Source organism: Nocardia sp. NPDC101769, from assembly GCF_044766925.1.
GTDB lineage: Bacteria > Actinomycetota > Actinomycetes > Mycobacteriales > Mycobacteriaceae > Nocardia.
Genome location: NZ_JBIWMX010000030.1, coordinates 14,622 through 36,367 on the forward strand (window position 1 = coordinate 14,622; position 21,746 = coordinate 36,367).

Sequence of the window (21,746 nt, forward strand, 5' to 3'; positions counted from 1 at the left end):
GCACTGCCGGTACGGTGGGGTGGTGGACATTCTCAGCGACGCGGTCGCCGCGATGCGGCTGGGCACCCCGCACTCCAACCGGACCGTCAAGCACGCGCCCTGGCGCACGCACTTCCCGGCGCAGGGCAACAGTGCCGGATTCCATGTGGTGCTGCAGGGTTCGTGCTGGCTGGTGCCCGACGGCGGGGAACCGGTGCACCTGCAGGTCGGGGACGTGGCGTTCATGCCGCGCAGCCACGGCCACGCCATCACCGACCACCCCGGCGGGGAACGTACGGCGACCGACACCGGCGCGGAGACCGTGTTGCTGTGTGGCGCTTACTATCTCGACGATTCGCGCGTCCACCCCGCGCTGGCGGAACTGCCCGATGTGATCCATCTGCCCGCCCGCGTCGGCCAGCACAGCCCGTTGCGCGCCGCCATCGATCTGCTCGGCCACGAACTCGACACCCAGGACGGGTCCGGCGCCATCGCGCCGCTGCTGGAGGTGCTGCTGCTGTTCATGCTGCGCGCCTGGCACGACGCCCACCCCACCGGCACCGGATGGGTTGCGGCGCTGCGTGATCCGGCCGTGCACACCGCCCTGCAGGCCATTCACGCCGAGCCGGGCGCGCCGTGGACGGTGCAGTCCCTCGCGTCCCGCGCCGGGGTGTCGCGCTCGGTGTTCGCGCAACGCTTCACCGCCACCCTCGGTATCGGACCCCTGACCTACCTGACCTGGTGGCGCATGACCTGCGCGGCGCGGGTGCTGCGCGAGTCCGACGCACTCCTGCGGGTGGTCGCGGAAAAGTCCGGCTACACCTCCGAATACGCGTTCGCCAAAGCATTCAAACGCGAATTCGGGGTGGCGCCAGGACAATTCCGCGCCCAGGGTCGACCCGAAGCCGCCTAGGGGAGCAGCACCAGCCGCCCGCGCAGGCCACCCTTCTCGAAGCGGGCATGCGCGGCGGCGGCCTCGGTCAGCGGGAAGGTCTCCGCGACCCGCGGGGTCAGCGTGCCCGACTCGACCAGATCCACCAGTTCGGCCAGGCGGCGGCCGTCGGGGGTCTGCTGCACCGTCGTCACCGTGATCCCGCGCTCGGCGGGCGGGGTCGCCGGCGGCAGCAATGCCACGAACGCGCCGCCGTCGCGCACCACCGGCAGCAGCGACGCACCCACCAGCGCGGTATCGATGACGGCGTCGACCCTGCCCGCACCCACACGCTGCGCCAGATCCTCACCGCGCGTAGCGAATTCGCTCGCACCCAGTGACTTCACCAGGTCTTCGTCCCCGGGCCCGGCCACGGCGATCACCGTCGCGCCGCGCGCCGCGGCCAGCTGCACCGCGTAGCCGCCGACGCCGCCGGCCGCGCCGGTGACCAGAACCCGCTGCCCGGGGGCCGCCGTCACCGCCAGGTCCGCGGTGATCGCATTGAGCGGCAGGGTCGCCGCGGCTGTCAGATCGACGCCGGTCGGGGCGGCCGCGATCAGATCGGCCGCAATCGTGACGTACTCGGTGCAGGCGCCGTCGAAGGTGGCCAGCCAGGGAATCAGCCCGACCACCGGCCGCCCCGGCTCGGCGTCGGCCACACCCGGACCGGTCGCCTCGATCCAGCCGGAGAATTCGACGCCGGGCACATAATGGTCGCGCTCGGGCAGCAGCGCGGCGAACGCCCCGGCCCGCGCCCCGATATCGATCGGATTGACCGGGGCGGCAGCGATTTTCACCAACACCTCACCCGGTCCCGGGACGGGTGCGGGGATGTCGATCAGGTCGAGGACCTCCGGACCGCCGAAACGGGAGAAAGCAACAGCACGCATGGGAATGCTCCTGTGACTGCGAAGGAATGAGGTCCACCGGTGGAACGCCGCCGCGCCGGGTAACCGGCGGTGCGGGGCGTGCTTTCACCGTAGGTCGGCGCCCGGGCACCCGGCCAGTAGGCACCGAAAAGTACCCAGGTCACCGGCGAGAGCGCGGATCGCGACCCGCACCGGTCGCCGCGGGCGGGAATGCGCGCGCCACCGCATCGGCTGTAGCTGCACAATCAGTTGTCGATCGGGGCTCGGGGCCGGGCCCGCACCAGGGGAGTGACGATGCCGACCACCACCGCCGCGCAACGCCGGGAACAGGCGAAAGTCGAGTACAACGCCTTCCTCGCCGCCTGCCCCACCAATCAGATGCTCGACACCATCGGCGACAAGTGGACCTGCCTGATCCTGGCCGCGCTCGGCCCGGGCCCGCGCCGCTACGGCGAGATCGGCGCGACCGTGGCCGCGGTCAGCAACAAGATGCTCACCCAGACCCTGCGCACCCTCGAACGCGACGGCCTGGTGGCGCGGCGGATGACCGCGCAAGTGCCGGTGCGCGTCGACTATTCGCTGACCCCGCTCGGGCAGAGCCTGCTGGTGATCCTGACCCGGCTGCAACAGTGGGCCGAGGGCCACATGGACGAGGTGCTCGCCGCGCGCGCCGAATTCGACAGCGCCGCCGGGAATGCGCCACGACCATGACGTGTTGGCCGCTGATATGGCATTCGACCACCTTGGCAAGTTCGGTGCATGGCAGTTCTACACGCAGTTCACCCCCGAAGCGGTGCGTGAACTCGAAGACCTCGGCTACGGCGCGGTCTGGCTCGGCGGATCGCCGCCCGCCGACTGGGACGGTTACGAGGAACTGCTCGCCGGGTCCGAATCGATCGTCGTGGCCACCAGCATCGTCAACGTGTGGGGCTCCACCGCCGAAGCGGCCGCGGACACCTACCTGCGGCTCGAGGAGAAGTTCCCCGGCCGGTTCCTGCTCGGCATCGGCGTCGGCCACCCCGAGCACACCGGCACCTACACCAAACCCTATGACGCCCTGGTGAACTACCTCGACGTCCTCGACGCGCGCGGCGTCCCACAGCAGGGCCGCGCCCTGGCCGCGCTGGGCCCGCGGGTGGCGAAACTCGCGCGTGACCGCAGTGCCGGCGCCCTGCCGTATCTGACCGTGCCCGAGCACACCGCCGAGCTGCGCGGCATCCTCGGCCCCGACAAGCTGCTGGTCGCCGAGCACAAGGTGGTCCTCGACGAGGACGCCGCGCGGGCCCGGGTCAGCGGCCGCGAGAAGGCCGGGTTCTATCTGGGCCTGGTCAACTACGTGAACAACCTGCGCCGCTTCGGTTTCGACGAGACCGACCTGATCCAGCCCGGCAGTGACCGGTTCGTGGACGCGGTTGTCGCGCACGGCAGCGCCGCCCAGATCGCCGACCGGCTGGCCGAACACGTGCAGGCCGGCGCGAACCATGTCGCGCCGCAGGTCGTCGGCGGGGATTACCTGGAGGTGCTGCGCACCCTCGCGCCGCTGCTGGCCGAACGACTGAACTGACTCCGGAACGAACCGATTCCGGGTCGATATGGTCCCGGAATCGGCCGGTTTCAGTGTGATTCGAGGCCGTCGAGCGCCTTGCCGAGGCGGGAGGCGCGGGTTTTCGCGGTTCTCGATCGCAGCAACTCCAGCACGATCGCGTACTGGCGTGTCCGATCCAAGGCGTCGAAGGCTGTGCGGGCGCGGGGCCGATCGGCCAGCGCGGCAGCCAGATCCGGCGGCACCGCGAAGTTGGCCTGCGACGGATAGGCCGCGGCCCACCGCCCGTCCGCGCGGGCCGTCTCGACCTCGGCGAGTCCGGGCGCGCGCATGCGCCCGGCGGCGGTGAGTTGCGCGACCTTGTCGACGTTGACCTGCGACCAGTGGCTGCGCGGGCGACGCGGCACATACTTCTGCAGGTAGTAGTCGGCGTCGAAGGCCTTGCGCTGCCCGGAGATCCAGCCCCAGCACAGCCCGACATCGACCGCCTCGTCCTCGGTGAGCGTGGCGATACCCGAGCCCTTCTTGGCCATGCGGATCCAAACCCCTTCCGGGCGTGCGTGATTGGCTTCGAGCCAGGCGTCGAAGGCGGTGGCGTCGGGGAAGGTCACCGGATCCATGACCGTCACTGTGGCAGACGGTACCGACATCCGAACTCTCCACCACGCCGGAAAATTGTCCCAGACACATCTTGTCGGGGTGGTCGCCGCGCCGCTACCGTGGATCGATGACGACCTCCAGCTCCGCCACCGCTGCCGGACTGCCCGCCGGGGTGCACGGCACCGCCGATCCCCGATTCGACTCCGCCATCACGACTTTCGCCCGCGTCTTCGCCGGCCGCCAGCGAGAACATCAACTTCTTCGGCGCGATCGAGGTCGACATCGACGCCGAACTCGCCCAGCTGGGACCGACCGGCTATCGGCCTCTGCGGGGACGCGACACCCTGTTCTGACCTGGCCACCAGCCAACGTATTCGAGCCCACGCGACACGGGCGTTCGCGCGGCTCGTCAGTGACGTAGCCGGGCGGCTGCGGCCAGAATCGGGGTGCTCACGGCGGTGGCCGCGGCGCCGAGTGTGGTGTCGGTGGCCAGGATCCACCGCACAGTCTTCATGGCCAAGGTGAGGACCTCGCTGCCGCGCTGGCGCATGCCGGCCTCGAAATCGCGCACGGCGTCGGTGAGGGTGGCGGTACCGGCGGCGCCGCTCACGTGCTCGAGCAGGCTGGCGGCGTCGCGGATGGCCGCGCCCGCTCCCATTCCGGCGGTGGGTGGTGTGGCGTGGACAGCGTCGCCGAGCGCGGTGATCCGACCCGCAGGCCAGGGCGCGAGATCGTCCGCGCGGGTGGAGGCGGCGTTGAAACGGAACCCGGCCACGCTGTGCGGGTCGGCCCGGGCGATGACCTCGAGCGTGTGCTCGGCCCAGCCTCGTTTGCGAAACCGGTCCAGCAGTGCGGTCTGCAGCTCGCCGCCACGGAGGTCACGCAGGGAATCGGTGCCGGCGGATTCGGCGAACATGGCGCCCCAGATATAGGTGGGTCCGGTGGTGACCGACATCCGCAGCTCGGGAGCGTCGAGCGCGGCGTTGCCGACCGGGTCGAGGAAGCCGACATAGAGCGCTGCCCCGCGCGGGCCTATCGCCGTCCCCGATCGTGGCCTGAGCCGCTGCTGCTCGCCGGGGCTGAGGTCTCGCAGGAGGGTGCGGCCGGAGAACCCGATGATGCCCGCGGGGCTGTTGGTCGGGCCGCCCGCCAGGTGGCGGGCTACTACCGAATGAGCGCCGTCCGCGCCCACCACCAGATCCGCCGAGACCGGCGCCTGGTCAGTGAACAGCACCTGGGGAGCGCCGTGGTCGTCATGGCCGACACCGGACACGGCGCATCCCAGGTGCAGGTCATCACCCACTGATTCGGCCAGCAGCATCCGCAAGGTGATCCGATCGACGTCGACACTGCCGCTGCCGCTCAGATCCGGCCCATGGCCGAGCAGCCGGCCACGCCGGTCCCAGAACGCGTCACGCTCCCGCAGCCGCAGCGCCGAACCCGATGCCAACAACCGCTGCATGATCCTCGGATCCACCAGATCTTTCAGCGCCGACTGCGCCCGCTCGTCCAGGGTGATGTGGTAACCACCCGTCGCCGCCACATCGATATCGCGGTCGAATACCGCAACCTCGAACCCCCGGCGACGCAGCCCCGCACCCAGTGCAAGCCCACCGATCCCGCCACCGACCACAACCACACGCATACCCGACCGTCCTTTCCGCCATTGCCTGTTGAACAGAACCCACCCTGACACCGGTAGTGGCCACCGAGTGGCCACTACCGGTCATGATGGGACGATGGCGAACACCTCCCACCGGGCGTTGCGACTGTTGTCCCTGCTCGGATCAGGACGGCAGTGGCCGCTGCGCGAGCTCGCCACCCGGCTCGGAGCCAGCGAACGCACCGTCCGCCGCGACATAGAAACACTGCGCCGGCTCGACTACCCGATCACCACGATCCACGGCCCCGACGGCGGCTACCGGCTCGGCGCCGGGCACACTCTGCCGCCACTGCTGTTCGACCACGACCAGGCCCTCGCGGTCGCGGTGGCCCTGCAGACCGCGCCCAGCACGATGTTCGGCCTCGGAGACGACGCGGCGCGGGCACTAGCCACTCTGCACCAGGTCATGCCCCCTGCACTGCAGGCATCCATTGGGCCACTATTGCCCACGCCGGAGAGAACGTCGGTCGTTCTCATAAATGACCGGATGCGAGAGTTCTGAGTCAGCAAGGCGAGCAGCCCGGCGCGTTCGCGGCGGCGGCGAAGGAACTGACCCGGTCGGCGCAGGTCGAACGGGCTACCCAGCGCTGGCGGCCCGTCGCGGGCGTCGCACCCGAATGTGTTCGGGGATGTGGCGAAACCGCTGCTGACCAACCCCGGCGTGGGCAGGCCGCGCAGTCACCGGTCCGTTGGCCCGGCCGCAGGGGACGCCGCGACCGAGATGGCGGTGTTGCTGCTGGTGCTGCTGCTCGCTCTCGTGGTGGCGGTGGAGGTCGCGCGGCGCATCGATCGCGCGGTGAGCTCGGTCGCGCGGTGAGCTCGGTCGCGCGGCGGCAGTGGACCGCATGTGCCGGCTTGCCACCGAGACACCACACGGGAGACCGAAGGTCAGCGGCGGCCGGTCCTGTGGGCCAGGTAAGCGAGGCCGTTGTGTACCGGCTCGGCCACGCCGCCGCGCAGTTGCCCGACGTCGAGCATTGTCGCGGACCCGCATCAAGACATCGCGGATCGAGCGGGGCGAGGACAGCACCTTCTCGACGGCGGCGCCGGATTTCGAAGATTGGGACCAATGCCTCACCAAAGCGACTGATAGACGGAGCGTTTCGTCGCTAACGCCGGATTTCGGGCAACCGGCCCTCAACCGCCTTATCGCACGGGTATCCCTCAACCCCCTCACTGAGCTTGAATCGCAACACCGACGGCGCTGGTGGGGAAGGTGGCGACCACGGTGGGGCTACCACCGCCGATCGGCACCGACACCACACTGTTGATCCCCTCTTCGGCGATGTAGAGGGTGTTCCCGGAAACGACGACAGTGTCAGGGCTCGACAGACCGGTCACCAAGGGGGTTACCGGGCCGCCGGTGGTGGGCATCGACACCACCCTGTTGTTCCCGGAATCGGCGATGAGGACGGTGTTACCGGAGACAACCAGGCCCCGAGGCTTGTTCAGGCCGGTCGCCAGGACGGTTGGCACGCCGCCGGATGCCGGCACCGAATACACCGTGCCCGGGTTGAGGCCATCGGTGACAAAGAGAACGCTGCCAAAGGTGTAGGGCAGCGGGTTGCTCGTGCCGTCCAGATTTGCGGTGACGGTGACGTCCACCGCGCCCGTCCCAGCCGGGGCGATCGCGGTGATCTGGGTATCGGAGTCGATGGTGAATGTGGTTGCCGTCGCACCGAACCGCACGGTCAAGGAACCGACACCGCTGAACCCGGAGCCGGTGATCACCACAGAGTTGAAACCCGCCCGAGGGCCGGAATTGGGCGTGAGCGAAGTGAGAACGGGAGACATCGGTATCCCTCCTGAGGGAAGGTGAAAATGGTTGTACCACAACGGATGCCGATCTTGTTGTGACATCCGCTATATCCAGTAACCGTCCAGCGGTGGCAGTTCGGCAATGAATCCCCGGTCCGTTTTCGTCCGGTTCTTCCCGGGGGTGGTCAAGAAGCCAGAGCCGGGAGGTCGCAGCGGCCGTGCTGATCCTCACCGGAGTCGCGGTCAACACGCACGCGTCGGAGGGCGGCGCCGGCCACAGCGACGCCCGCGCCGCCGCGCAGAAGATCACGCAGAAGATGGGCAAGAGCGTGTTCGCGTCTGCGGAGCTGACCATGCCGCTGAATCCGAATCCGCCCGTGAAGGACGTCCAGGCCGACCTACAACGCTTGATCGAAATCGACGCCGCCGCGGTCGGCCTCTACGACTACCCGGTGAAGGTATCGATCATCGACGCCCACAGCCATGGCACCACCCACGAGTTCACGCTCGCTACCGACGATCAGCACTTCTGCTTGCGCGTCGACGAAACCGGGCCGGGCGTACCGAAAACGGCCGATGACGACCCTTCATTGGTGTACGGCTACGAGATTCCGATCTCCCCGGCGCTGTCCGACGGACTGTGTATGTGAGCCGCCCCGCAGCCTGCTGGATTTGCCCACGCGTCACAAGCTGGTCTGGTCGTTGCCCGGTGTGGTTGTGGCGGTGCGGATCTGGTTCTCGAGGGATTCGACGTAGGCGCGACTGAGCCGAGCGCGGTGCCAGCCCAATGTCGGGGCAGGTCGGTGATGTCCCGGTGCGGGCTCAGATCGGTTGGGGTACACGATGTCGTGGATCTCGCAGCCGCCCTTGACCTCCGAGGTCATCGACGAAGCGACCGGCGTCGTGTGAAGGTCGTGCGGGCAAGCAATCCGGCGAAGCCCGTAGGAGGACACATGACCGGCACCGCCACAGCAGAGGCCACCCGAACCACCGTCAACGCCTTTCTCGTCGCCCGTGCCAACGCCGACACCGAGAACCTCACCGCCTTGTTCGCCGACGAGGTCGACTGGCTGCTCGCGGAGAACCCCGCTGTTCCGTGGATCAAGCCGCGCCGGACTGCCGCGGAATGTGCGGCACAGTTCGAGGAACTGCTGGCGCAGACCGTCCCGGAGGATGTCAGTATCGACACCTTCATCGTCGACGGCACGGACGCTGTTCTCTTCGGACACTTCTCCGGCACGGTGCGCGCCACCGGCAAGCTGTTCGAGGGGCCCTTCGCATTGCGACTGACCGTCGAGGGCGGGCGCATCACCCGGCACCACTTGTACGAGAACAGTGTCTCCATCGCAGCGGCGTGCACCCCATGACCATTCGTGGAACGGGTCGCCGCAGGCATCCGCCGTCCGAGCGCCGACGGCGAGCTGACCTGCGAATTCGTCATCCGATGTCAGGGGGTCTCGTCACCACAATGTCAGTAGCGTGACCTACCGGAACCCCTCCCCGGCATCGAGTTGGCCTCGGCCCGTGCCGATCTCGGGCACGTACTTGTAGATCGTGGACCGAGAGACCTCGAGCATGCGGGCGATCGAGGCCACCGATTCGTCCGGGCGGGTGAGCATCGCGCGGGCCTGGCGGATCTGCTCGGCGTTCATGGCCGGCGGCCGGCCCAGCCGTTGCCCGCGGGCGCGCGGCGGCGGCCAGGCCCCCGTTGGTGACGTCCACGATCAGCTCGCGGATGAACTCGGCCAGTGCGGCGAACACGTGGAAGACCAGGCGCCCGCCGGGGGTGGTGGTGTCGAGCGCTGCGTGCAGGGACCGGAATCCGATGCCGCGTTGGCGGAGTCCGGCGACGATCGTGATCAGGTCCTGCAGGGAGCGGCCGAGCCGATCCAGCGCGGGCACCACCAGGGTGTCACCGGGCCGCAGATAGCCGAGGCACTTGTGTAGTTCCTCGTCAGGGCCGCGACCTCGGCCGCCTACCGGGGCGGGGTGGGGATCCTGTACGGCCAATTCCTCATCGAAGACAGAGGATTGGCCGCGTTCTATGGTCGGCAGGGCTTCATCGTGATGCCACCCGCCACGCCCTTGAGTCTCGCAGTGGCTGAGCGGATTCCCCGCCGGGCCGGCACCGCTGGCCGACGAGACGTTCTTCATGTGGCGGCAGCGTCGTCAGGTGCTGTTATCTCTGCTAGAACCAGGTTTCCTTCGTACCGTTGACAACAGTTTGTGAGTGTCCACAGCTCATCGGTACCGATGAGTTTCGGGGTGGAGATTCGTCTCAGGTCATGGGGTGGGTGTAGATCGGATGGTTGGAGGAGGCTCATGACGGATACCGAGGTGCGCAAGGCGATCGAGGCGGAGCGGGGTGAATTGGCGGATCTGCTCGCCGGGTTGGATGCCGAGCAGTGGGATGCGCCGACATTGTGCGCGGGGTGGCGGGTGCGGGAGGTCGTCGCGCATATGACCATGCCGTTTCGGCTTTCTACGCCGCGGTTCGCACTCGAAATGCTCAAGGCGCGTGGGAATTTCAACAAGATGGCGGATACCAGAGCGCGAGCGGACGCAGCGGTGCTGACGGCCGAGGAATTGGTGGCCGCGGTGCGGGACAACGTGAATCATCCGTGGAAGCCGCCGGGGGGCGGGTTCGCGGGTGCGCTGAGTCATGACGTCATTCACGGTATGGACATCACCGTGGCATTGGGGCTGGACCGGGTGGTTCCGGCCGATCGGATGCGTCTGGTGCTCGGCGCGCTCTCGCCGAGGAGCGTCAATTTCTTCGGCGTCGATCTGGACGGGATCGAGTTGCGGGCCGACGATCTCGACTTCAGTTACGGCTGCGGATCGGTGCTCGCGGGCTCGGCGCAGGATCTGCTGCTGGTGTTGTGCGGCCGGACGCTGCCCGCGGGGAGGCTGCGCGGCGACGCGGCCGAGCGATTCACCGAGGCCGGGTAGTTCGCGAGGTGCCGGTGTCACTGCCGAGGCGACACCGGCACCTCGCGAATTCGGGCTCAGTCCGACATTGCGTAGCTCTGGAGTGCCGGAATCAGTTCCGCCGCAGGAGTCTCGCATGGGTGCGGAAAGTCGCCGATGACGAGTGGCTGCACGCGACCTCACCAGCGTCGAGCGATGCGCCCCAGGACAACCCTGCGGCGGTCGTGCGCGCAGTGCTGGACCGGCTGGCCGCCGATGACGAGGTCGAGTTGCCGCACCGCGTCATCTACGCCTCGGTCGTGTTGCTGATGGCCGCGCGGACCGAGCTCGATCGCCTGGAACTGGAGCTGATGCGGGCTGCCAGTGAGCACGGCAACAGCTGGAGCTGGATCGCCGAAGCGTTCGGCCACCGATCCAAGCAAGCCGCTCACGCTCGGGCCAGCGCATTGCACCGCCGCCTTGAATACCGAACCCTGGACGAGGAGGAAACCCGATGAAACTACGTGTCGAACGCGACTGCCTTGCCGATGCGGTTTCAGTCGTCGGACCAGCGGTTCCCCGCCGTCCGCCGGTCCCGGTTCTGGCGGGCATTCGACTGCGAGCGGAACCGGATTCGGTGTCGGTCGCCGGGTTCGACAACGAGATCTCCTCGCACACGCTGATCGCCGGCGCCGAGGTGCACGAGCCAGGCGAGGTGTTGGTCTCCGGACGGCTGCTCACCGAAATCGCGAAGGCCCTGCCCGCTCGCCCGGTCGACTTGTCCGACAACGGAGACCGTCTCGAAATCGTCTGTGGTCAATCGCGATTCGCATTGCCGCTCATGGCTGTCGACGACTACCCGGAACTTCCGTCGACACCTCCCATTGCGGGCGCTGTCGACCACACAGACTTTTGCGAAGCGGTGGCTCAGGTTGCCGTTGCCGCCGGGCGAGACGATACGCTGCCGATGCTGACCGGGGTCAACCTCGAATTTCATGCCGGTTTCTTGCGGTTGGTGAGCACCGACCGGTTCCGCATCGCGATCCGCGAACTCGACTGGCAGCCAGTCAACTCGTTCGATGACGGACAACTCGCCAGCATGCTGGTGCCGGCCCGCGCCCTCGCTGAGACCAGCAAAGCGTTGTCGGGACCGCGGATCGAAATCGCTGCCAGCCCAAGCCAAACCATCCTGGGCCTCACAACCGGCAGCCAGCACCACACACTGCGGACGCTCGACATGCCCTACGCCCCCTACCAGGGCTATCTGAAGGACAACCGGACGGCGACCGCCCAGCTCAACAGTGCTGTGTTGGTCGAAGCGATCAAGCGAGTGTCGCTGTTGTCGTCGCGCGGCACGCAAGTTCAGCTGACCTTCACCGCAGCCACGGCCCGCCTATCCGCCGGGGGCGACAACGAAGGCAACGCGGAGGAGACCATCACCTGCGAGTTCGATGGCGAGCCACTGACAGTCGCGTTCAACCCCCGCTACCTGATCGAAGGACTGACCGCCACGCACGCCGAATCCGTCGAGATCGCACTGAACGGACCAACCAGAGCGGCTAACCTCCGCGCGGCCAATCACGATCCCGAAGAACAAACCCGCCGCAGTCTCACCTACGTCCTCATGCCAGTCCGCCTCCCCGGTTAGGCCGCTCACGAGACCGCGTGGATCGCCGTCGAACTCACCGCGAATCCGGCCCCGAGGACGCGAACCCACGTGAGTTGCCGGTGAAATTCCGTCAGTCCGGCTGAACCCACGGCTGACCCGCCTTTAAGATTCGCGTCACCAGCCGCAAACGAGCCGAGAAACCGCAGGTCGCGAAGCCGCGTCAAAGTCGGTGCAGGACGGGCCGCAGCTGGTCAGAGCGCTGGCTCGCATGTTCCTGGGCTGTTGGTAATGCGGCTGCTAGCAGCCGCATTACCAACAGCCCAGGTCAGGCGAACTTCGTTGTTTTCCGCGCGATTACTACCAAGACCACGAAATACGCCATCGTTCGCTCGCACGCGGCGAGGTACCCGGCGGCTGCCGTCGACGCGATGGCGGCCAGCGTCACCATCGACGCCCCCCGCTGCCCTGGCGTCATCCCTCACGACCGACACCGACGGTCCTGTCAACAGGATCGTGGGTGTGTGTGGCTGGGCGTACACACCGGTCGAGAACAGTCTGTAGGGGATCGGCTCCCAGGGGATCGGCTCCCCGAAGTACACCGGGGTCTTGGACGTGTCGTCCTTCGGATACTTGATGCGCAACTTGCGTTGCTGCGCAGCCCAGCGCACCAGTTCGCCGAGCTCCTGCCCGAGCTGTGCCAGCTTGGCAGGGTCCGGGTCGGCGGGAACCCCGACGAGCATCGTCCGCAGTACGATATTCGCCGCGTAGAAGTGGTTCAGCAGTCGGCGGAGTCGATCGGAAACACTGCTCTTGGGGTCGATGAGGTGGGACGCCTGGGCGCGGCTGGCGACCATCGCGCCGTGAGCAAGCGTGAACAGGCTGTAGATGATTTGCGGCTCGAGCATTGCCCACGCGAGCATCCGCAGGTGATCGTTGGCCTGCACGAGCTGGCTCTGTGCCTCGTCGTGCAGTTTGTCGGCTGGATACTGCCGCCAATCGCATGCCAGCCGACGCTGGCCGTTGTCGTCCCTGCGAGCCAGGCAGCTGTCCTTGTATGGCTTGCCTATCTCCATCGCGTCGACTGCGAACATCTCGGTGATCGCGTCCAGCCCGTCGGCCATGCGCCGTTCCAAGGTCCCATCGTCGGGGGCCACTTCCTGCTCCTTCATAGGGCCCGGAATTCGCTCCGGAATTCAGAGGCGGGCCGCCTTACATCTTGTAGCAGCGACATCCTGGGGTCGACATAGTTTCGGGGGTCTGTCGACGGAGAATGCAGCGTAAGAGCTGTTCGGGGCGGGTGCGCTGCGAGATGCCAGCTTCCGGCACGTCACGGCAGGATGAAGCGACGCACCCCGGCCCGCCCGTTCGGCAGCCAGGCACCGCACCACCGGCAGGTCATGGGCATACCGTCACCCTTAACCGGACGATACGCCCGTTATTCCGTGACGACAGCACGCGAAACGACTCGACACCCGGATCCACGAAGACAACAGGGACAACGTCTACGACCTCCCGCTGATGGCCGCCGACGTCACCGCCGAACGCGACTGGTTCATCCGTGCCCGTGTCCGTCTGCTGGCCGACCCGAGCACCGGCGGCGCCGGTAGCCGTCGAACAGCCCCCGCGGGCGAGGTCCTGGAGATGGTGATGCGCGGCCCCGCCGGCGCCGTGGTCGACACCGAGGTCTGGCAGACCGACGAACCCGTACTGGACGCTCTGCTCACCCCCGCCGACAACGTCGTCGTGCTGGAGATCCTCGAGGAGGTCTCCCCCTGGTACGACCGAAGCCTCGACATCACCCCCCCACCACCGACCCTGCGTGACTACCCAACGCGGTGCGAACAACTCCGTTCAGGAGCTGAGACCTCCAGTGGCGCTGGAGGTCTCAGCGTCGTGCGATCAGCAGGACGTCTGGAACGGGAAGCAGGGCGGTGGTGGGGTTGTCGGCTGTGCGGGTGCGACGGTCGGGGTCCCGGAAGTTTTCGCGCCAAAACAACGACAATGGCTTGACCAGCGGCGATGTCACGTAGTTCGGCCGAAAATCGGGCGCATCTAGGCCCATCAGGTCGACCCGGCCGAAAAGTCACGGTAGGCCGGTTTGAGCACAGTGGGCCGCTGCGCCGATCGTGCTTCGAAGCATGCTCCCGCAGCGTATGGTTCATCGTTACAGCGCGGCTGATCTCTCGAGTCAGACATCCAGCGACCCCAACAGTAGGAGAGTGCGATGGAAACGCGTGTGTACCTCGTCGAGCCGGCCGACGGTGCGACAGTCGTTAACCCCGTCCGTGTGTGAAGTTCGGTGTCGAGGGCATGCAGGTCCGGCCTGCCGGGGACATGACCCCGAATACGGGTCATCACTCCTTGCTCATCGATGGAAGACCCGTACCCAAGGGAGACGTCGTCCCCGCCGGCGAACGCTCGCTGTGCTACGGCAGGGCGCAAACCGAGACGGAAATCAAGATCCCCCCAGGCCAGCACACCCTCACATTGCAGTTCGCAGACGGTGCCCACCGCTCGTATGGACCCGAGCTGAGCACGACGATCATCGTCGACGCGCGATAGCCACTGCCCGGCGCAATCTGCGACTCCACACGCGCTGGCTACCGAGGGTCCGGGCGTTCGAGCACTTCCAACCATCTGGCCGGCTCCTACCGGCAGAACCCGGGCCCACGGGCGCCGTCCTCACGGCGAGATCCCTGCCACCACACCGTGTTCCGGCGCTCCCGAAGCGATCCGTTTGCCGCACAGTGTCCTTCGTCCGTCGCTACCCTTTCCTCTACCGGGGTCAGCCCCCGCAGGGACTAGTAACTACTACCGATGGAGTTAGCGATGTCCTCAGTACCGGCCGACCTCAAGTACACCGACGAACACGAGTGGGTCCAGACCGGGTCCGATGGCCGCGTGACCGTCGGACTCACCGACTATGCCCAGCAGACGCTCGGTGACATTGTGTTCCTCGAATTGCCTCGGGTCGGCACGCAGGTCAAAGCAGGCGATGCCATCGGCGTGGTGGAATCGGTCAAGGCAGCCTCAGACATCTACTCGCCGGTCACAGGTGAGGTTGTCGAGATCGACACCGACGTTACGGACGCCCCGGAAGACGTCAACGGCGATCCCTATGGGGCGTGGTTGTTCCGGATCAAGCTGGCCGCCGGGGCCTCGACCGACAACCTGCTCGACGCAGCCGCGTACGCGAAACTCGTGGACTGACACCAGGCCCGACCGCGACCGACACCCCGTAGCCCAGCACGACGCGCTCACCGCAGCTGGCTGCGAGCCGATATTCATGGACAAGGCCTCCGGCGAACTCGCCTCCCGCCCTGCATTGGCCAAGGCGCTGCTGGTGGCCAACCGACCCAAGGACCAACTGGTGGTGACCGAGCTCGACCGCCTCGGCCGTTCCCTCGAGCACCTGATCGAGCTGTCCAACACCCTCCAGGAACGTGGCAGGGATGGGATGATGGCCATGAAACCGCCACTGCTGCAGCAGTACTCGCCGGTCACCTGACTCCGGGATGTCGCTCGTTCGAGTCTTGGCCGGGCGCCTGTCTGTCGGTGACCGGCTCTATCGTGTGGGCGTATGACCGACATCGCTCCTCTGGCCTCCGCCGCCCGCGCGGTATTCGGCGACCCGGGTGTGCACGCCGTCGTACGGTCCGGGCGGACCGTGCACGCGGTCAGCCTCGGCCATTGGGTCGAAGGCGAGCAAGCTCCGGAACTGTTGTGCCACACCGGTGTTGCCGGGTGGTCCCCGACCGCACTGGAACCGACCCGGGCGGAGGTCAGCTGCGCCCGGTGTCTGCGCAAGATCGGGGGATCGGTCGTTTCGTCACGTCAGCTCGCCCTGTTCGGGGACGGCAGCCAGGACGGCTAGGTGAGGGTGTCGCTGAGGTGGGCCAGGAGTTCGGCGCGCTGGCGGGCGGCGGCGGTGGTGGCCGCGGTGATGGTGGCCAGGATGGCGGCGGCGGCTTGGTCGGGTGGGTGGGCGGCGATGGACTCGGCCAGTGTCAGGGCGGTCAGGGTGCCGTCGCCGGCTACTCGGGCGGTGATGGTGCCGTCCAGGCCGGTGGCGTGGCCGGTCACGCGGGTCAGGCCGTCGACGGCGAGGGTGAGGGCTTCGAGTTGGTCGCCGACCTGGGCGATGAGGGCCTGCATGTCGGCGCTCATAGCGCACGGACCCAGCTGCGCGGGGCGGTGTCGGCGGTGGGGGCGTCCAGGCGGGCGAGTTCGGCGGCGACGGTCTCGGGATCGGGCAGGCCGAGGCGGTTCAGGAGTACCTCGGCCAGGCCTACGTCGGCCAGGGCTTCGCGGCGGCGGGCGCGGGCCAGCAGGGTGCAGCGTCGGGCCAGGCGCACGATCTCGGCGGCCAGGGCGGCAGCGCCGTGGGCGTATTCGCCGGCCTCGAAACGGAGTTCGATGATCTGGCCGGCGTCGGTGGCGGTCACGACAATGGTGCGGTTGCTGCTGGTGGTGGTGAACACCGGAACGTCAGGGTCGGTCATGGGTGGGCCTTGATCTGGATCGTGAGAGTCACCGAATACTCGGCGGCGGAATGCTTTTCGATCTCGTGGTAGGTGGTGTGCTCGTCGATGCGCGCGGTGCCGGCCTCGGAGGTGGTGTCGGCCCCGAGCACGGGATCGGTGGCCGCGAGCGGGCCCTGCAGGGCCTCGGCCTGCTCGGGATCGCCCCACAGGGTGGTCCGGTGGCCGGGCCGCGCGGTCGGCAGGTCGTCCCAGCTGTGATCGCGGATATCGCCGGTGACCTCGAATTCCTCGGTCTCGGGCGGCGCCGCGTCGAGGCCGGGGCCGGATGTGGGCACCGAATCCGCGGTATCGGGCAGGGGGACGATCGGTCCGCCCGCGAAACCGGGCAGGTCGCCGAACAAATTCATGAGATCGTGCCCGCCTGTCCGTCACGCCGTGTGCTGATGTCGTTGTCGATCCGCAGGCCGATGGGTACGGTGACCCCGGACCGATCGAGGGTGGTGATCTGGGTGGTGAGGGTGTCCATGTGGCCGTCGGCGACCCTGGCCACGCTCACCCCGTCGCGCACGTAGTCCGCGGCCAGGCTCACCACCGAGTCCAGATCCGCCTGCGAGCGTGCGGCTTTCACCAGCGGCGCGGCCTGGGTCCGGAAATCGGAGATGAGGGCGTCCAGGTCGGCGGCGGCCTTGTCGCGGGTGGCGTAGGCCGAGGTCAACAGCGGCGCAAGGGTTTCCGCTACATCGGCGAGGGCGCAGACCTCATCGCCCGTGCGCTTCAGGACGGGCACCGCCGCCGAGGCGGTCTCGGTGGACGCCAGCTGCGTGATCCCGCCGCGGTGGGCGTCCTCGGCAGCGCGCACGGTGCCCGCCACCGCCGCCAGCGCCGCCAGGGCCGTCCCGTCGGGGCGGGTCCCGTCCCCCAGGGCCGCGCGCAGCTTCACCAGCGGCGCGACCAAGGCCGTGACCAGAGCGGGTTCCTCCACCACGGTGAGGTCTGCGCCCCGAATGCCGGTCTGCATATCGGTTGTCCCCCTGATCCTCGGACGGGCCTACGCCTGGATCTCGTCGATGCCGGGGACCGCGCCCGCGATCCTGGCCGCGGACTCGGTGTCCACCCCGCCGAGCGTGTTCCCCCACCTGGTGATGGCCTGGCCGTAGGCGCCGGTGAGCGCCGACGCGGTCCGCAGGTGGCCGCCGTGGGTGGTCCAGGCCGACGCCCAGGCCGCCGCGAACCCGTTGCCGAGGGTCCCCAGCCCGGACAGGTCGATACCGGCGACGGTGTGCGCGTGATCCTTGGCCGCGCCCAGCAGGGCTGCGGCATCGCCTGCCGCACTCACATACGCGGCGGCCGCCGGGCGGTCCCACGCCACGCGCCCGATACTGCTGTCCATCGAATGTCCCTGCCTGTCGGTGATGTGCCTGTCGGTGATGTGCCCGGCGGTGATGTGTCGGAAACTGTTGTGTCGGAAACTGTTCGGACAGTACGACATTCCAGATATAGCGCGAGTCGCCGGCCGTGTCGCCGAAGACCGTAACTCCACAACCCGTCGTCCGCCACCAAGAGACATCGCACAACGGGACAGCCCCCGGCGAGTCCGACTCGCCGGGGGCTGTGCGGTGAGAGCTCTACCAGCACACCGCTATTCGGCGGCGTCCTTGCGCGCCTTGCTCGGCTGCACGCGCGGCGGCTCGTTGGGCATCTTCGGGTAGACCGGCGGCCAGGGCGCGTCCATCAGGCCCGCTGCCATGTCCTTCTCCGACATCTCCAGCAGCGGTTCCAGGGACTGGGGGGCACGATCGGCCCACGGGTCACCCAGTTCGGCGACCCGGGCCGGGACCGTCGCGATGGTCAGCTCGTCGGGGACGATCGCCTCCAGCGCATCCCACGAAATCGGGGTGGACACCTGCGCGCCGACCTTCGGGCGGACACACCAGGCGCCGAAAACTGTTTTGTGCGGAGCATTCTGGTTGAAATCGACGAACACCCGCGAACCGCGCTCTTCCTTCCACCAGGCGGCCGTGATGCGGTCGGGGTGGCGGCGTTCGAGCTCGCGGGCCAGCGCGACCGCGGCGGCCCGGACCTGATAGCCGTCCCACTTCGGTTGCAGCAGCGCGTACAGGTGCAGGCCGCGCGAGCCGGACGTCTTCACGCGCACATCGATACCCAGCTCGGTACACAGCTCGCGAGTGGCGAAAGCGGCCGCACGCAGATCGTCGAAACCGATGCCGGGGGAGGGGTCCAGATCGATGCGCAACTCATCGGTGACACCGGTCGGCGGCAGGACGGTGCCGGCCGCGTCCATGACCGGTGGAAACGTGGAGGCGGCCTCGGCGCCGGCATGGGTCGGCCAGACGTGGAAACCCAAGCAGCCCAGATTCACCGCCCACACGATGTGCGCCATGTCGACAGCGACCAGCGCGTCGCTGGTGGTCCCGTTCGGAGTCGACACCACCGTGGTCTGCAGCCAGTCCGGCACCGACTTCGGTACCCGCTTCTGGAACCAGGACTTACCGGACGCCCCGTCCGGATAGCGTTCCAGCAGCACCGGCCGCCCACCGATGGTCCGCATGATCGGATCGGCAACGGCCAGATAGTAATTCACCAGATCCAGCTTGGTTTCCCCACGCTTGGAGAAGTACACCTTCCCCGGATTGGAGACGCCGACCGCATGCCCGGCCACCTCCAGCTCCACCGAATCGCTCACCGCGCAGTCCCTTTCGTGTTCCTGGCCGCGGCGAAGATATCGCCCAGCTCGGCGGGAGCCACCTCGTCGAGCTGGGCGTAGGTGCACGATTCGGGGGTGCGGTCGGTGCGGAACCGCACCAGCCGGCCACCGTGCCGCAACCGGCCCGCCATCACGTGCTCGTAGCGCACCTCGGCCACCAGCTCCGGGCGCAGCGCCTCCCACGACAGATCCTTGCCGCCGGTCCAGCGGCTCACCCCGCCCGGCATCTTCCCGTCCGCCTTGGCCTGCGCCGCCGCATCGGCCCACGACCGCCACGGATGCTGCTCGAGCGCGTTCTCGCGCAACGGTTCCAGCTCACCCACCAGCTCCTTGCGGCGCGCCGCGGTGAAACTCGACGCCACCCCGACATGATGCAGGTTCCCCTCGTCGTCGAACAATCCCAGCAGCAGCGACCCCACCCCCTGCCCGTCCTTGTGCCAGCGGAACCCGGCCACCACGCAGTCGGCGGTCCGCTCATGCTTGATCTTGAGCATCACCCGCTTGTCCTGCAGGTACGGCAGATCCGCCGCCTTGGCCATCACCCCGTCGAACCCCGCGCCCTCGAAACGGGTGAACCAGTCCACCGCCAGCTGCGGGTCCTCGGTCATCGGCGTCAGATGCGTGCCCGGAGTCTGTCCGTCGAGCACGGTCTCCAGCATCCGCCGCCGCTCGGCGAAGGGGCGATCGGTCAGATCCTGTTCACCCAGCGCCAGCAGGTCGAAGCCGACGAAGCTGGCCGGTGTCTCCACCGCCAGCTTGTTCACCCGCGACGCCGCCGGATGCAGCCGGTTCTGCAGCGTGTCGAAATCCAGGCCGTTCTCGGTGACGACCACGATCTCCCCGTCCACCACGCACTTGTCCGGCAGCGCCCGACCCAGTAGTTCCACCAGTTCGGGGAAGTACCGGGTCAGGGGCCGGTCGTTGCGGGAACCCAGTTCGATCTCGTCGCCGTCGCGGAACACGATGCAGCGGAAGCCGTCCCATTTCGGCTCGAACAGCAACCCGGCGTCACGGGGCAGCTCCGAGACCGATTTGGCCAGCATCGGTTTGACCGGTGGCATGACGGGCAGTTGCACACGACCTCCTCGGTTCGCGGGGGACCCGAGACCGATCGTAATGCGAACCGGTCAGTTTTCGATCCACCCGTGCTGATCGGCGAAGGCGGTGAGCCGGTCCCGGATGGTGATGATCTCCGCCGCGGTCAGTTGCGGCGAGGCATCCAGTAGCAACTCGGTGATCAGCCGGCGATGCTCGGCCGCACTCAACTGCCCGGACCCGCGATGATCCTTGCCCTTGGTGTGCCGCGCCGGGGCCGACTGCCCCGGTACCACCGCCAGGTTGATCGCCTTGGGACCCCGATCACCCTCGGTCACATCGAATTCGAACACCCGCCCCTGGCGCAACTCGTCCTCGTCCAGCCCGATGTCGTTGACGTGCACGAACACATCCGGACCACCGTCTTCCGGACGGATGAATCCGAAACCCCGAGAACTGTCGAACGACACCAATTTCCCGATGGACACCTAAACACCCGCTCCTCGTCGCCGCGTCCCTCTGGCGGTCACTCTAGTCCGCGGGCTGATCGTTGTTGGAAGAAAGTGCCTTTTGCAACGAATTGAAGACCGTCAGCCCCTGGCCCACCATGCCGTTCACGATCTCCGAGACCCCATCGGGACCATTGAGCACGGTCAGGTTCGCCTTCGACAAGCCCACCGACGCCTGCTTGACGATCTCGGGCAACTGCTCGATCAGCAGCTGATCCAGCGCGATCCGGTTGTTCGACGCCGCCGCCTCGGCCTGGATGCGCGTGCGATCGGCCTCGGCCTCGGCCAGGATCCGCACCCGATCCGCCTCTGCCCGAGCCGGTTTCACCACCTCGGCCTGCAGCTGCTGCTCACGCAGCTCGGCCTGCTTGCGCGCCTGCTCGGCCTGTGCGGACAGCACCTCCTGCAGGGCGGTGGCCTGCGCGAGCGGACCCGCCTGCGCCGCTTCGGCATTGGCCTTGTCGATATCGCGCTGATACTGCGCCTTGAGGATCGCGGTCTCGCGCTGATACTCGGCCTGCTTGCGCTGGGACTCCTGCTCGGCCTGCGCCGCCAGTTGCGCGGCCGCGGCCTGCGCGATCTGCGCGTCACGCTTGACCGCGGCATTGTGCGGGGCGGCCAGGGCCGCGATGTAGCCGAGGTTGCCGTCGTCGATGTGCTGGATCTGGAACGAGTCCACCCACAACCCGATATTGCTCATCTCCACCTTGGAGGCCACCAGCACCTCGTCGGCGAGCTTCTGGCGCTCGCGGATGATCTCCTCCACCGTCATCGACCCCACGATCGAGCGCAGATGCCCGGAGAAGATGCGCCCGGTCAGCACGCTCATCTCCCGCTCCTGCTCGGACAGGAACCGTTGTGCCGCATTGACGATCGACTGCGTGTCGTTGGCGACCTTGAACGCGATCACCGCCCGCACATCGAGCTGGATGGCCTGCTTGGTGACGCAGCGTTCGCCGATCTCGGCCTCGAACATGGCCAGCGACAGATACCGCACCTTGCGGAACAACGGCACCACCCACGCGCCGTGCCCGATGATCACCCGAAACGGTGCGTTGTCCTTGCCGCCGCGGCCGCCGCTGACCAGCATCGCCTGGTCCGGAGCCGGAACGTGATACCCGAGCATCGCTG

The 21,746-nt window shown here is 67.8% G+C and carries 31 protein-coding genes and 1 pseudogene; 15 read left to right on the forward strand and 17 right to left on the reverse strand.

Features of this window, described 5'->3' with window-relative positions:
- Nucleotides 1–22 precede the first annotated feature (22 nt).
- Nucleotides 23–892, forward strand: a complete 870-nt coding sequence (locus tag ACIRRA_RS34750) for an AraC family transcriptional regulator (RefSeq protein WP_402777028.1) — start codon at nucleotides 23–25, stop codon at nucleotides 890–892.
- Here ACIRRA_RS34750 and ACIRRA_RS34755 read toward each other — a convergent pair.
- Nucleotides 889–1,800 (reverse strand): NADP-dependent oxidoreductase, encoded by a 912-nt coding sequence (locus ACIRRA_RS34755; RefSeq protein WP_402777030.1) that lies wholly within the window; start codon nucleotides 1,798–1,800, stop codon nucleotides 889–891. The two genes, ACIRRA_RS34750 and ACIRRA_RS34755, sit on opposite strands and share 4 nt — an antisense overlap.
- 273 nt (nucleotides 1,801–2,073) lie before the next feature.
- Here ACIRRA_RS34755 and ACIRRA_RS34760 point away from each other — a divergent pair, with 273 nt between their 5' ends.
- Nucleotides 2,074–2,490 carry a winged helix-turn-helix transcriptional regulator gene (locus ACIRRA_RS34760; protein ID WP_402777032.1) on the forward strand — a complete coding sequence of 139 codons (417 nt, stop codon included), beginning with the start codon at nucleotides 2,074–2,076 and terminating at the stop codon, nucleotides 2,488–2,490.
- Nucleotides 2,491–2,506: 16 nt separating this feature from the next.
- The gene (locus ACIRRA_RS34765; protein WP_402777236.1) at nucleotides 2,507–3,343 is read left to right on the forward strand and encodes an LLM class F420-dependent oxidoreductase; all 837 of its coding nucleotides are present in this window, start codon (nucleotides 2,507–2,509) and stop codon (nucleotides 3,341–3,343) included.
- Between the two features lie 50 nt (nucleotides 3,344–3,393).
- Here ACIRRA_RS34765 and ACIRRA_RS34770 read toward each other — a convergent pair whose 3' ends face one another.
- Together ACIRRA_RS34770 and ACIRRA_RS34775 are read right to left on the reverse strand one after the other, a co-directional pair.
- Nucleotides 3,394–3,972, reverse strand: coding sequence for a YdeI family protein (locus ACIRRA_RS34770; protein WP_402777034.1), 579 nt, complete (start codon nucleotides 3,970–3,972; stop codon nucleotides 3,394–3,396).
- A gap of 359 nt (nucleotides 3,973–4,331) precedes the next feature.
- Entirely contained in the window at nucleotides 4,332–5,567 is a 1,236-nt protein-coding gene (locus ACIRRA_RS34775) for an FAD-dependent oxidoreductase (protein ID WP_402777036.1), read from the reverse strand.
- Between the two features lie 94 nt (nucleotides 5,568–5,661).
- Here ACIRRA_RS34775 and ACIRRA_RS34780 point away from each other — a divergent pair, with 94 nt between their 5' ends.
- Both ACIRRA_RS34780 and ACIRRA_RS34785 read left to right on the forward strand, forming a co-directional pair.
- Nucleotides 5,662–6,087, forward strand: a complete 426-nt coding sequence (locus ACIRRA_RS34780; protein ID WP_402777038.1) for a helix-turn-helix transcriptional regulator — start codon at nucleotides 5,662–5,664, stop codon at nucleotides 6,085–6,087.
- 129 nt (nucleotides 6,088–6,216) lie between these two features.
- Complete coding sequence (locus ACIRRA_RS34785) at nucleotides 6,217–6,402, forward strand: hypothetical protein (RefSeq protein WP_402777040.1); 186 nt, start codon at nucleotides 6,217–6,219, stop codon at nucleotides 6,400–6,402.
- Between the two features lie 356 nt (nucleotides 6,403–6,758).
- Here the strand turns inward: ACIRRA_RS34785 and ACIRRA_RS34790 are convergent, their stop codons facing one another.
- A complete protein-coding gene (locus tag ACIRRA_RS34790; RefSeq protein WP_402777042.1) occupies nucleotides 6,759–7,445 on the reverse strand; it encodes an IPT/TIG domain-containing protein in 687 nt (228 codons plus the stop codon).
- Nucleotides 7,446–7,561: 116 nt separating this feature from the next.
- On the opposite strand from ACIRRA_RS34790, the gene ACIRRA_RS34795 reads away from it, so the two are divergent.
- Complete coding sequence (locus ACIRRA_RS34795) at nucleotides 7,562–7,993, forward strand: hypothetical protein (RefSeq protein ID WP_402777044.1); 432 nt, start codon at nucleotides 7,562–7,564, stop codon at nucleotides 7,991–7,993.
- Nucleotides 7,994–8,026: 33 nt separating this feature from the next.
- Here ACIRRA_RS34795 and ACIRRA_RS34800 read toward each other — a convergent pair whose 3' ends face one another.
- Nucleotides 8,027–8,227 carry a hypothetical protein gene (locus ACIRRA_RS34800; RefSeq protein ID WP_402777046.1) on the reverse strand — a complete coding sequence of 67 codons (201 nt, stop codon included), beginning with the start codon at nucleotides 8,225–8,227 and terminating at the stop codon, nucleotides 8,027–8,029.
- A 69-nt stretch (nucleotides 8,228–8,296) separates the two neighbouring features.
- On the opposite strand from ACIRRA_RS34800, the gene ACIRRA_RS34805 reads away from it, so the two are divergent.
- On the forward strand, nucleotides 8,297–8,710 hold the full coding sequence (locus ACIRRA_RS34805; RefSeq protein ID WP_402777048.1) for a nuclear transport factor 2 family protein: 414 nt from the start codon (nucleotides 8,297–8,299) through the stop codon (nucleotides 8,708–8,710).
- 117 nt (nucleotides 8,711–8,827) lie between these two features.
- On the opposite strand, the gene ACIRRA_RS34810 is transcribed toward ACIRRA_RS34805, so the two are convergent.
- Nucleotides 8,828–8,995, reverse strand: coding sequence for a helix-turn-helix domain-containing protein (locus ACIRRA_RS34810; protein ID WP_402777050.1), 168 nt, complete (start codon nucleotides 8,993–8,995; stop codon nucleotides 8,828–8,830).
- Between the two features lie 91 nt (nucleotides 8,996–9,086).
- A pseudogene (locus ACIRRA_RS34815) lies at nucleotides 9,087–9,497 on the reverse strand (recombinase family protein); the annotation flags it as partial.
- Between the two features lie 168 nt (nucleotides 9,498–9,665).
- On the opposite strand from ACIRRA_RS34815, the gene ACIRRA_RS34820 reads away from it, so the two are divergent.
- The 3 genes from ACIRRA_RS34820 (at nucleotide 9,666) to dnaN (ending at nucleotide 11,901) form a co-directional block, all read left to right on the forward strand.
- Complete coding sequence (locus ACIRRA_RS34820; RefSeq protein ID WP_402777052.1) at nucleotides 9,666–10,295, forward strand: maleylpyruvate isomerase family mycothiol-dependent enzyme; 630 nt, start codon at nucleotides 9,666–9,668, stop codon at nucleotides 10,293–10,295.
- A 119-nt stretch (nucleotides 10,296–10,414) separates the two neighbouring features.
- Nucleotides 10,415–10,771: a hypothetical protein gene (locus ACIRRA_RS34825; protein ID WP_402777054.1), complete on the forward strand. Its 357-nt coding sequence runs from the start codon at nucleotides 10,415–10,417 to the stop codon at nucleotides 10,769–10,771.
- The gene (gene dnaN, locus ACIRRA_RS34830) at nucleotides 10,768–11,901 is read left to right on the forward strand and encodes a DNA polymerase III subunit beta (RefSeq protein ID WP_402777056.1); all 1,134 of its coding nucleotides are present in this window, start codon (nucleotides 10,768–10,770) and stop codon (nucleotides 11,899–11,901) included. Before ACIRRA_RS34825 ends, dnaN begins: the two co-directional genes overlap by 4 nt.
- Nucleotides 11,902–12,113: 212 nt before the next feature.
- Here the strand turns inward: dnaN and ACIRRA_RS34835 are convergent, their stop codons facing one another.
- Nucleotides 12,114–13,016: a hypothetical protein gene (locus tag ACIRRA_RS34835; RefSeq protein WP_402777057.1), complete on the reverse strand. Its 903-nt coding sequence runs from the start codon at nucleotides 13,014–13,016 to the stop codon at nucleotides 12,114–12,116.
- Nucleotides 13,017–13,380: 364 nt separating this feature from the next.
- On the opposite strand from ACIRRA_RS34835, the gene ACIRRA_RS34840 reads away from it, so the two are divergent.
- From ACIRRA_RS34840 to ACIRRA_RS34860, 5 genes are all read left to right on the forward strand, one after another.
- Nucleotides 13,381–13,872 (forward strand): hypothetical protein, encoded by a 492-nt coding sequence (locus ACIRRA_RS34840; protein ID WP_402777059.1) that lies wholly within the window; start codon nucleotides 13,381–13,383, stop codon nucleotides 13,870–13,872.
- Between the two features lie 279 nt (nucleotides 13,873–14,151).
- Nucleotides 14,152–14,424 (forward strand): DUF4399 domain-containing protein, encoded by a 273-nt coding sequence (locus tag ACIRRA_RS34845; protein ID WP_402777061.1) that lies wholly within the window; start codon nucleotides 14,152–14,154, stop codon nucleotides 14,422–14,424.
- Between the two features lie 267 nt (nucleotides 14,425–14,691).
- Nucleotides 14,692–15,072, forward strand: coding sequence for a glycine cleavage system protein GcvH (gene gcvH, locus ACIRRA_RS34850; protein ID WP_402777063.1), 381 nt, complete (start codon nucleotides 14,692–14,694; stop codon nucleotides 15,070–15,072).
- Nucleotides 14,981–15,370 (forward strand): recombinase family protein, encoded by a 390-nt coding sequence (locus tag ACIRRA_RS34855; RefSeq protein WP_402777065.1) that lies wholly within the window; start codon nucleotides 14,981–14,983, stop codon nucleotides 15,368–15,370. The genes gcvH and ACIRRA_RS34855 overlap by 92 nt, the downstream gene beginning before the upstream one ends.
- A gap of 72 nt (nucleotides 15,371–15,442) precedes the next feature.
- Nucleotides 15,443–15,736 (forward strand): hypothetical protein, encoded by a 294-nt coding sequence (locus ACIRRA_RS34860; RefSeq protein WP_402777067.1) that lies wholly within the window; start codon nucleotides 15,443–15,445, stop codon nucleotides 15,734–15,736.
- Here the strand turns inward: ACIRRA_RS34860 and ACIRRA_RS34865 are convergent.
- The 9 genes from ACIRRA_RS34865 to ACIRRA_RS34905 form a co-directional block, all read right to left on the reverse strand.
- Nucleotides 15,733–16,029, reverse strand: a complete 297-nt coding sequence (locus tag ACIRRA_RS34865) for a YbaB/EbfC family nucleoid-associated protein (RefSeq protein WP_402777069.1) — start codon at nucleotides 16,027–16,029, stop codon at nucleotides 15,733–15,735. The two genes, ACIRRA_RS34860 and ACIRRA_RS34865, sit on opposite strands and share 4 nt — an antisense overlap.
- Entirely contained in the window at nucleotides 16,026–16,364 is a 339-nt protein-coding gene (locus ACIRRA_RS34870; protein ID WP_402777071.1) for a hypothetical protein, read from the reverse strand. The genes ACIRRA_RS34865 and ACIRRA_RS34870 overlap by 4 nt, the downstream gene beginning before the upstream one ends.
- Nucleotides 16,361–16,753, reverse strand: a complete 393-nt coding sequence (locus ACIRRA_RS34875) for a hypothetical protein (RefSeq protein ID WP_402777073.1) — start codon at nucleotides 16,751–16,753, stop codon at nucleotides 16,361–16,363. The genes ACIRRA_RS34870 and ACIRRA_RS34875 overlap by 4 nt, the downstream gene beginning before the upstream one ends.
- Nucleotides 16,750–17,364 carry a hypothetical protein gene (locus ACIRRA_RS34880; RefSeq protein WP_402777075.1) on the reverse strand — a complete coding sequence of 205 codons (615 nt, stop codon included), beginning with the start codon at nucleotides 17,362–17,364 and terminating at the stop codon, nucleotides 16,750–16,752. Before ACIRRA_RS34880 ends, ACIRRA_RS34875 begins: the two co-directional genes overlap by 4 nt.
- Before the next feature lie 30 nt (nucleotides 17,365–17,394).
- Nucleotides 17,395–17,736 (reverse strand): hypothetical protein, encoded by a 342-nt coding sequence (locus tag ACIRRA_RS34885; protein WP_402777077.1) that lies wholly within the window; start codon nucleotides 17,734–17,736, stop codon nucleotides 17,395–17,397.
- A gap of 249 nt (nucleotides 17,737–17,985) precedes the next feature.
- Nucleotides 17,986–19,050 (reverse strand): DNA polymerase domain-containing protein, encoded by a 1,065-nt coding sequence (locus ACIRRA_RS34890; RefSeq protein WP_402777079.1) that lies wholly within the window; start codon nucleotides 19,048–19,050, stop codon nucleotides 17,986–17,988.
- Nucleotides 19,047–20,147, reverse strand: coding sequence for an ATP-dependent DNA ligase (locus ACIRRA_RS34895; protein WP_402777081.1), 1,101 nt, complete (start codon nucleotides 20,145–20,147; stop codon nucleotides 19,047–19,049). The genes ACIRRA_RS34890 and ACIRRA_RS34895 overlap by 4 nt, the downstream gene beginning before the upstream one ends.
- Nucleotides 20,148–20,198: 51 nt before the next feature.
- Nucleotides 20,199–20,594 carry a cold-shock protein gene (locus tag ACIRRA_RS34900; RefSeq protein ID WP_402777083.1) on the reverse strand — a complete coding sequence of 132 codons (396 nt, stop codon included), beginning with the start codon at nucleotides 20,592–20,594 and terminating at the stop codon, nucleotides 20,199–20,201.
- 43 nt (nucleotides 20,595–20,637) lie between these two features.
- Nucleotides 20,638–21,741 carry an SPFH domain-containing protein gene (locus tag ACIRRA_RS34905; protein WP_354833064.1) on the reverse strand — a complete coding sequence of 368 codons (1,104 nt, stop codon included), beginning with the start codon at nucleotides 21,739–21,741 and terminating at the stop codon, nucleotides 20,638–20,640.
- Nucleotides 21,742–21,746: the final 5 nt, after the last annotated feature.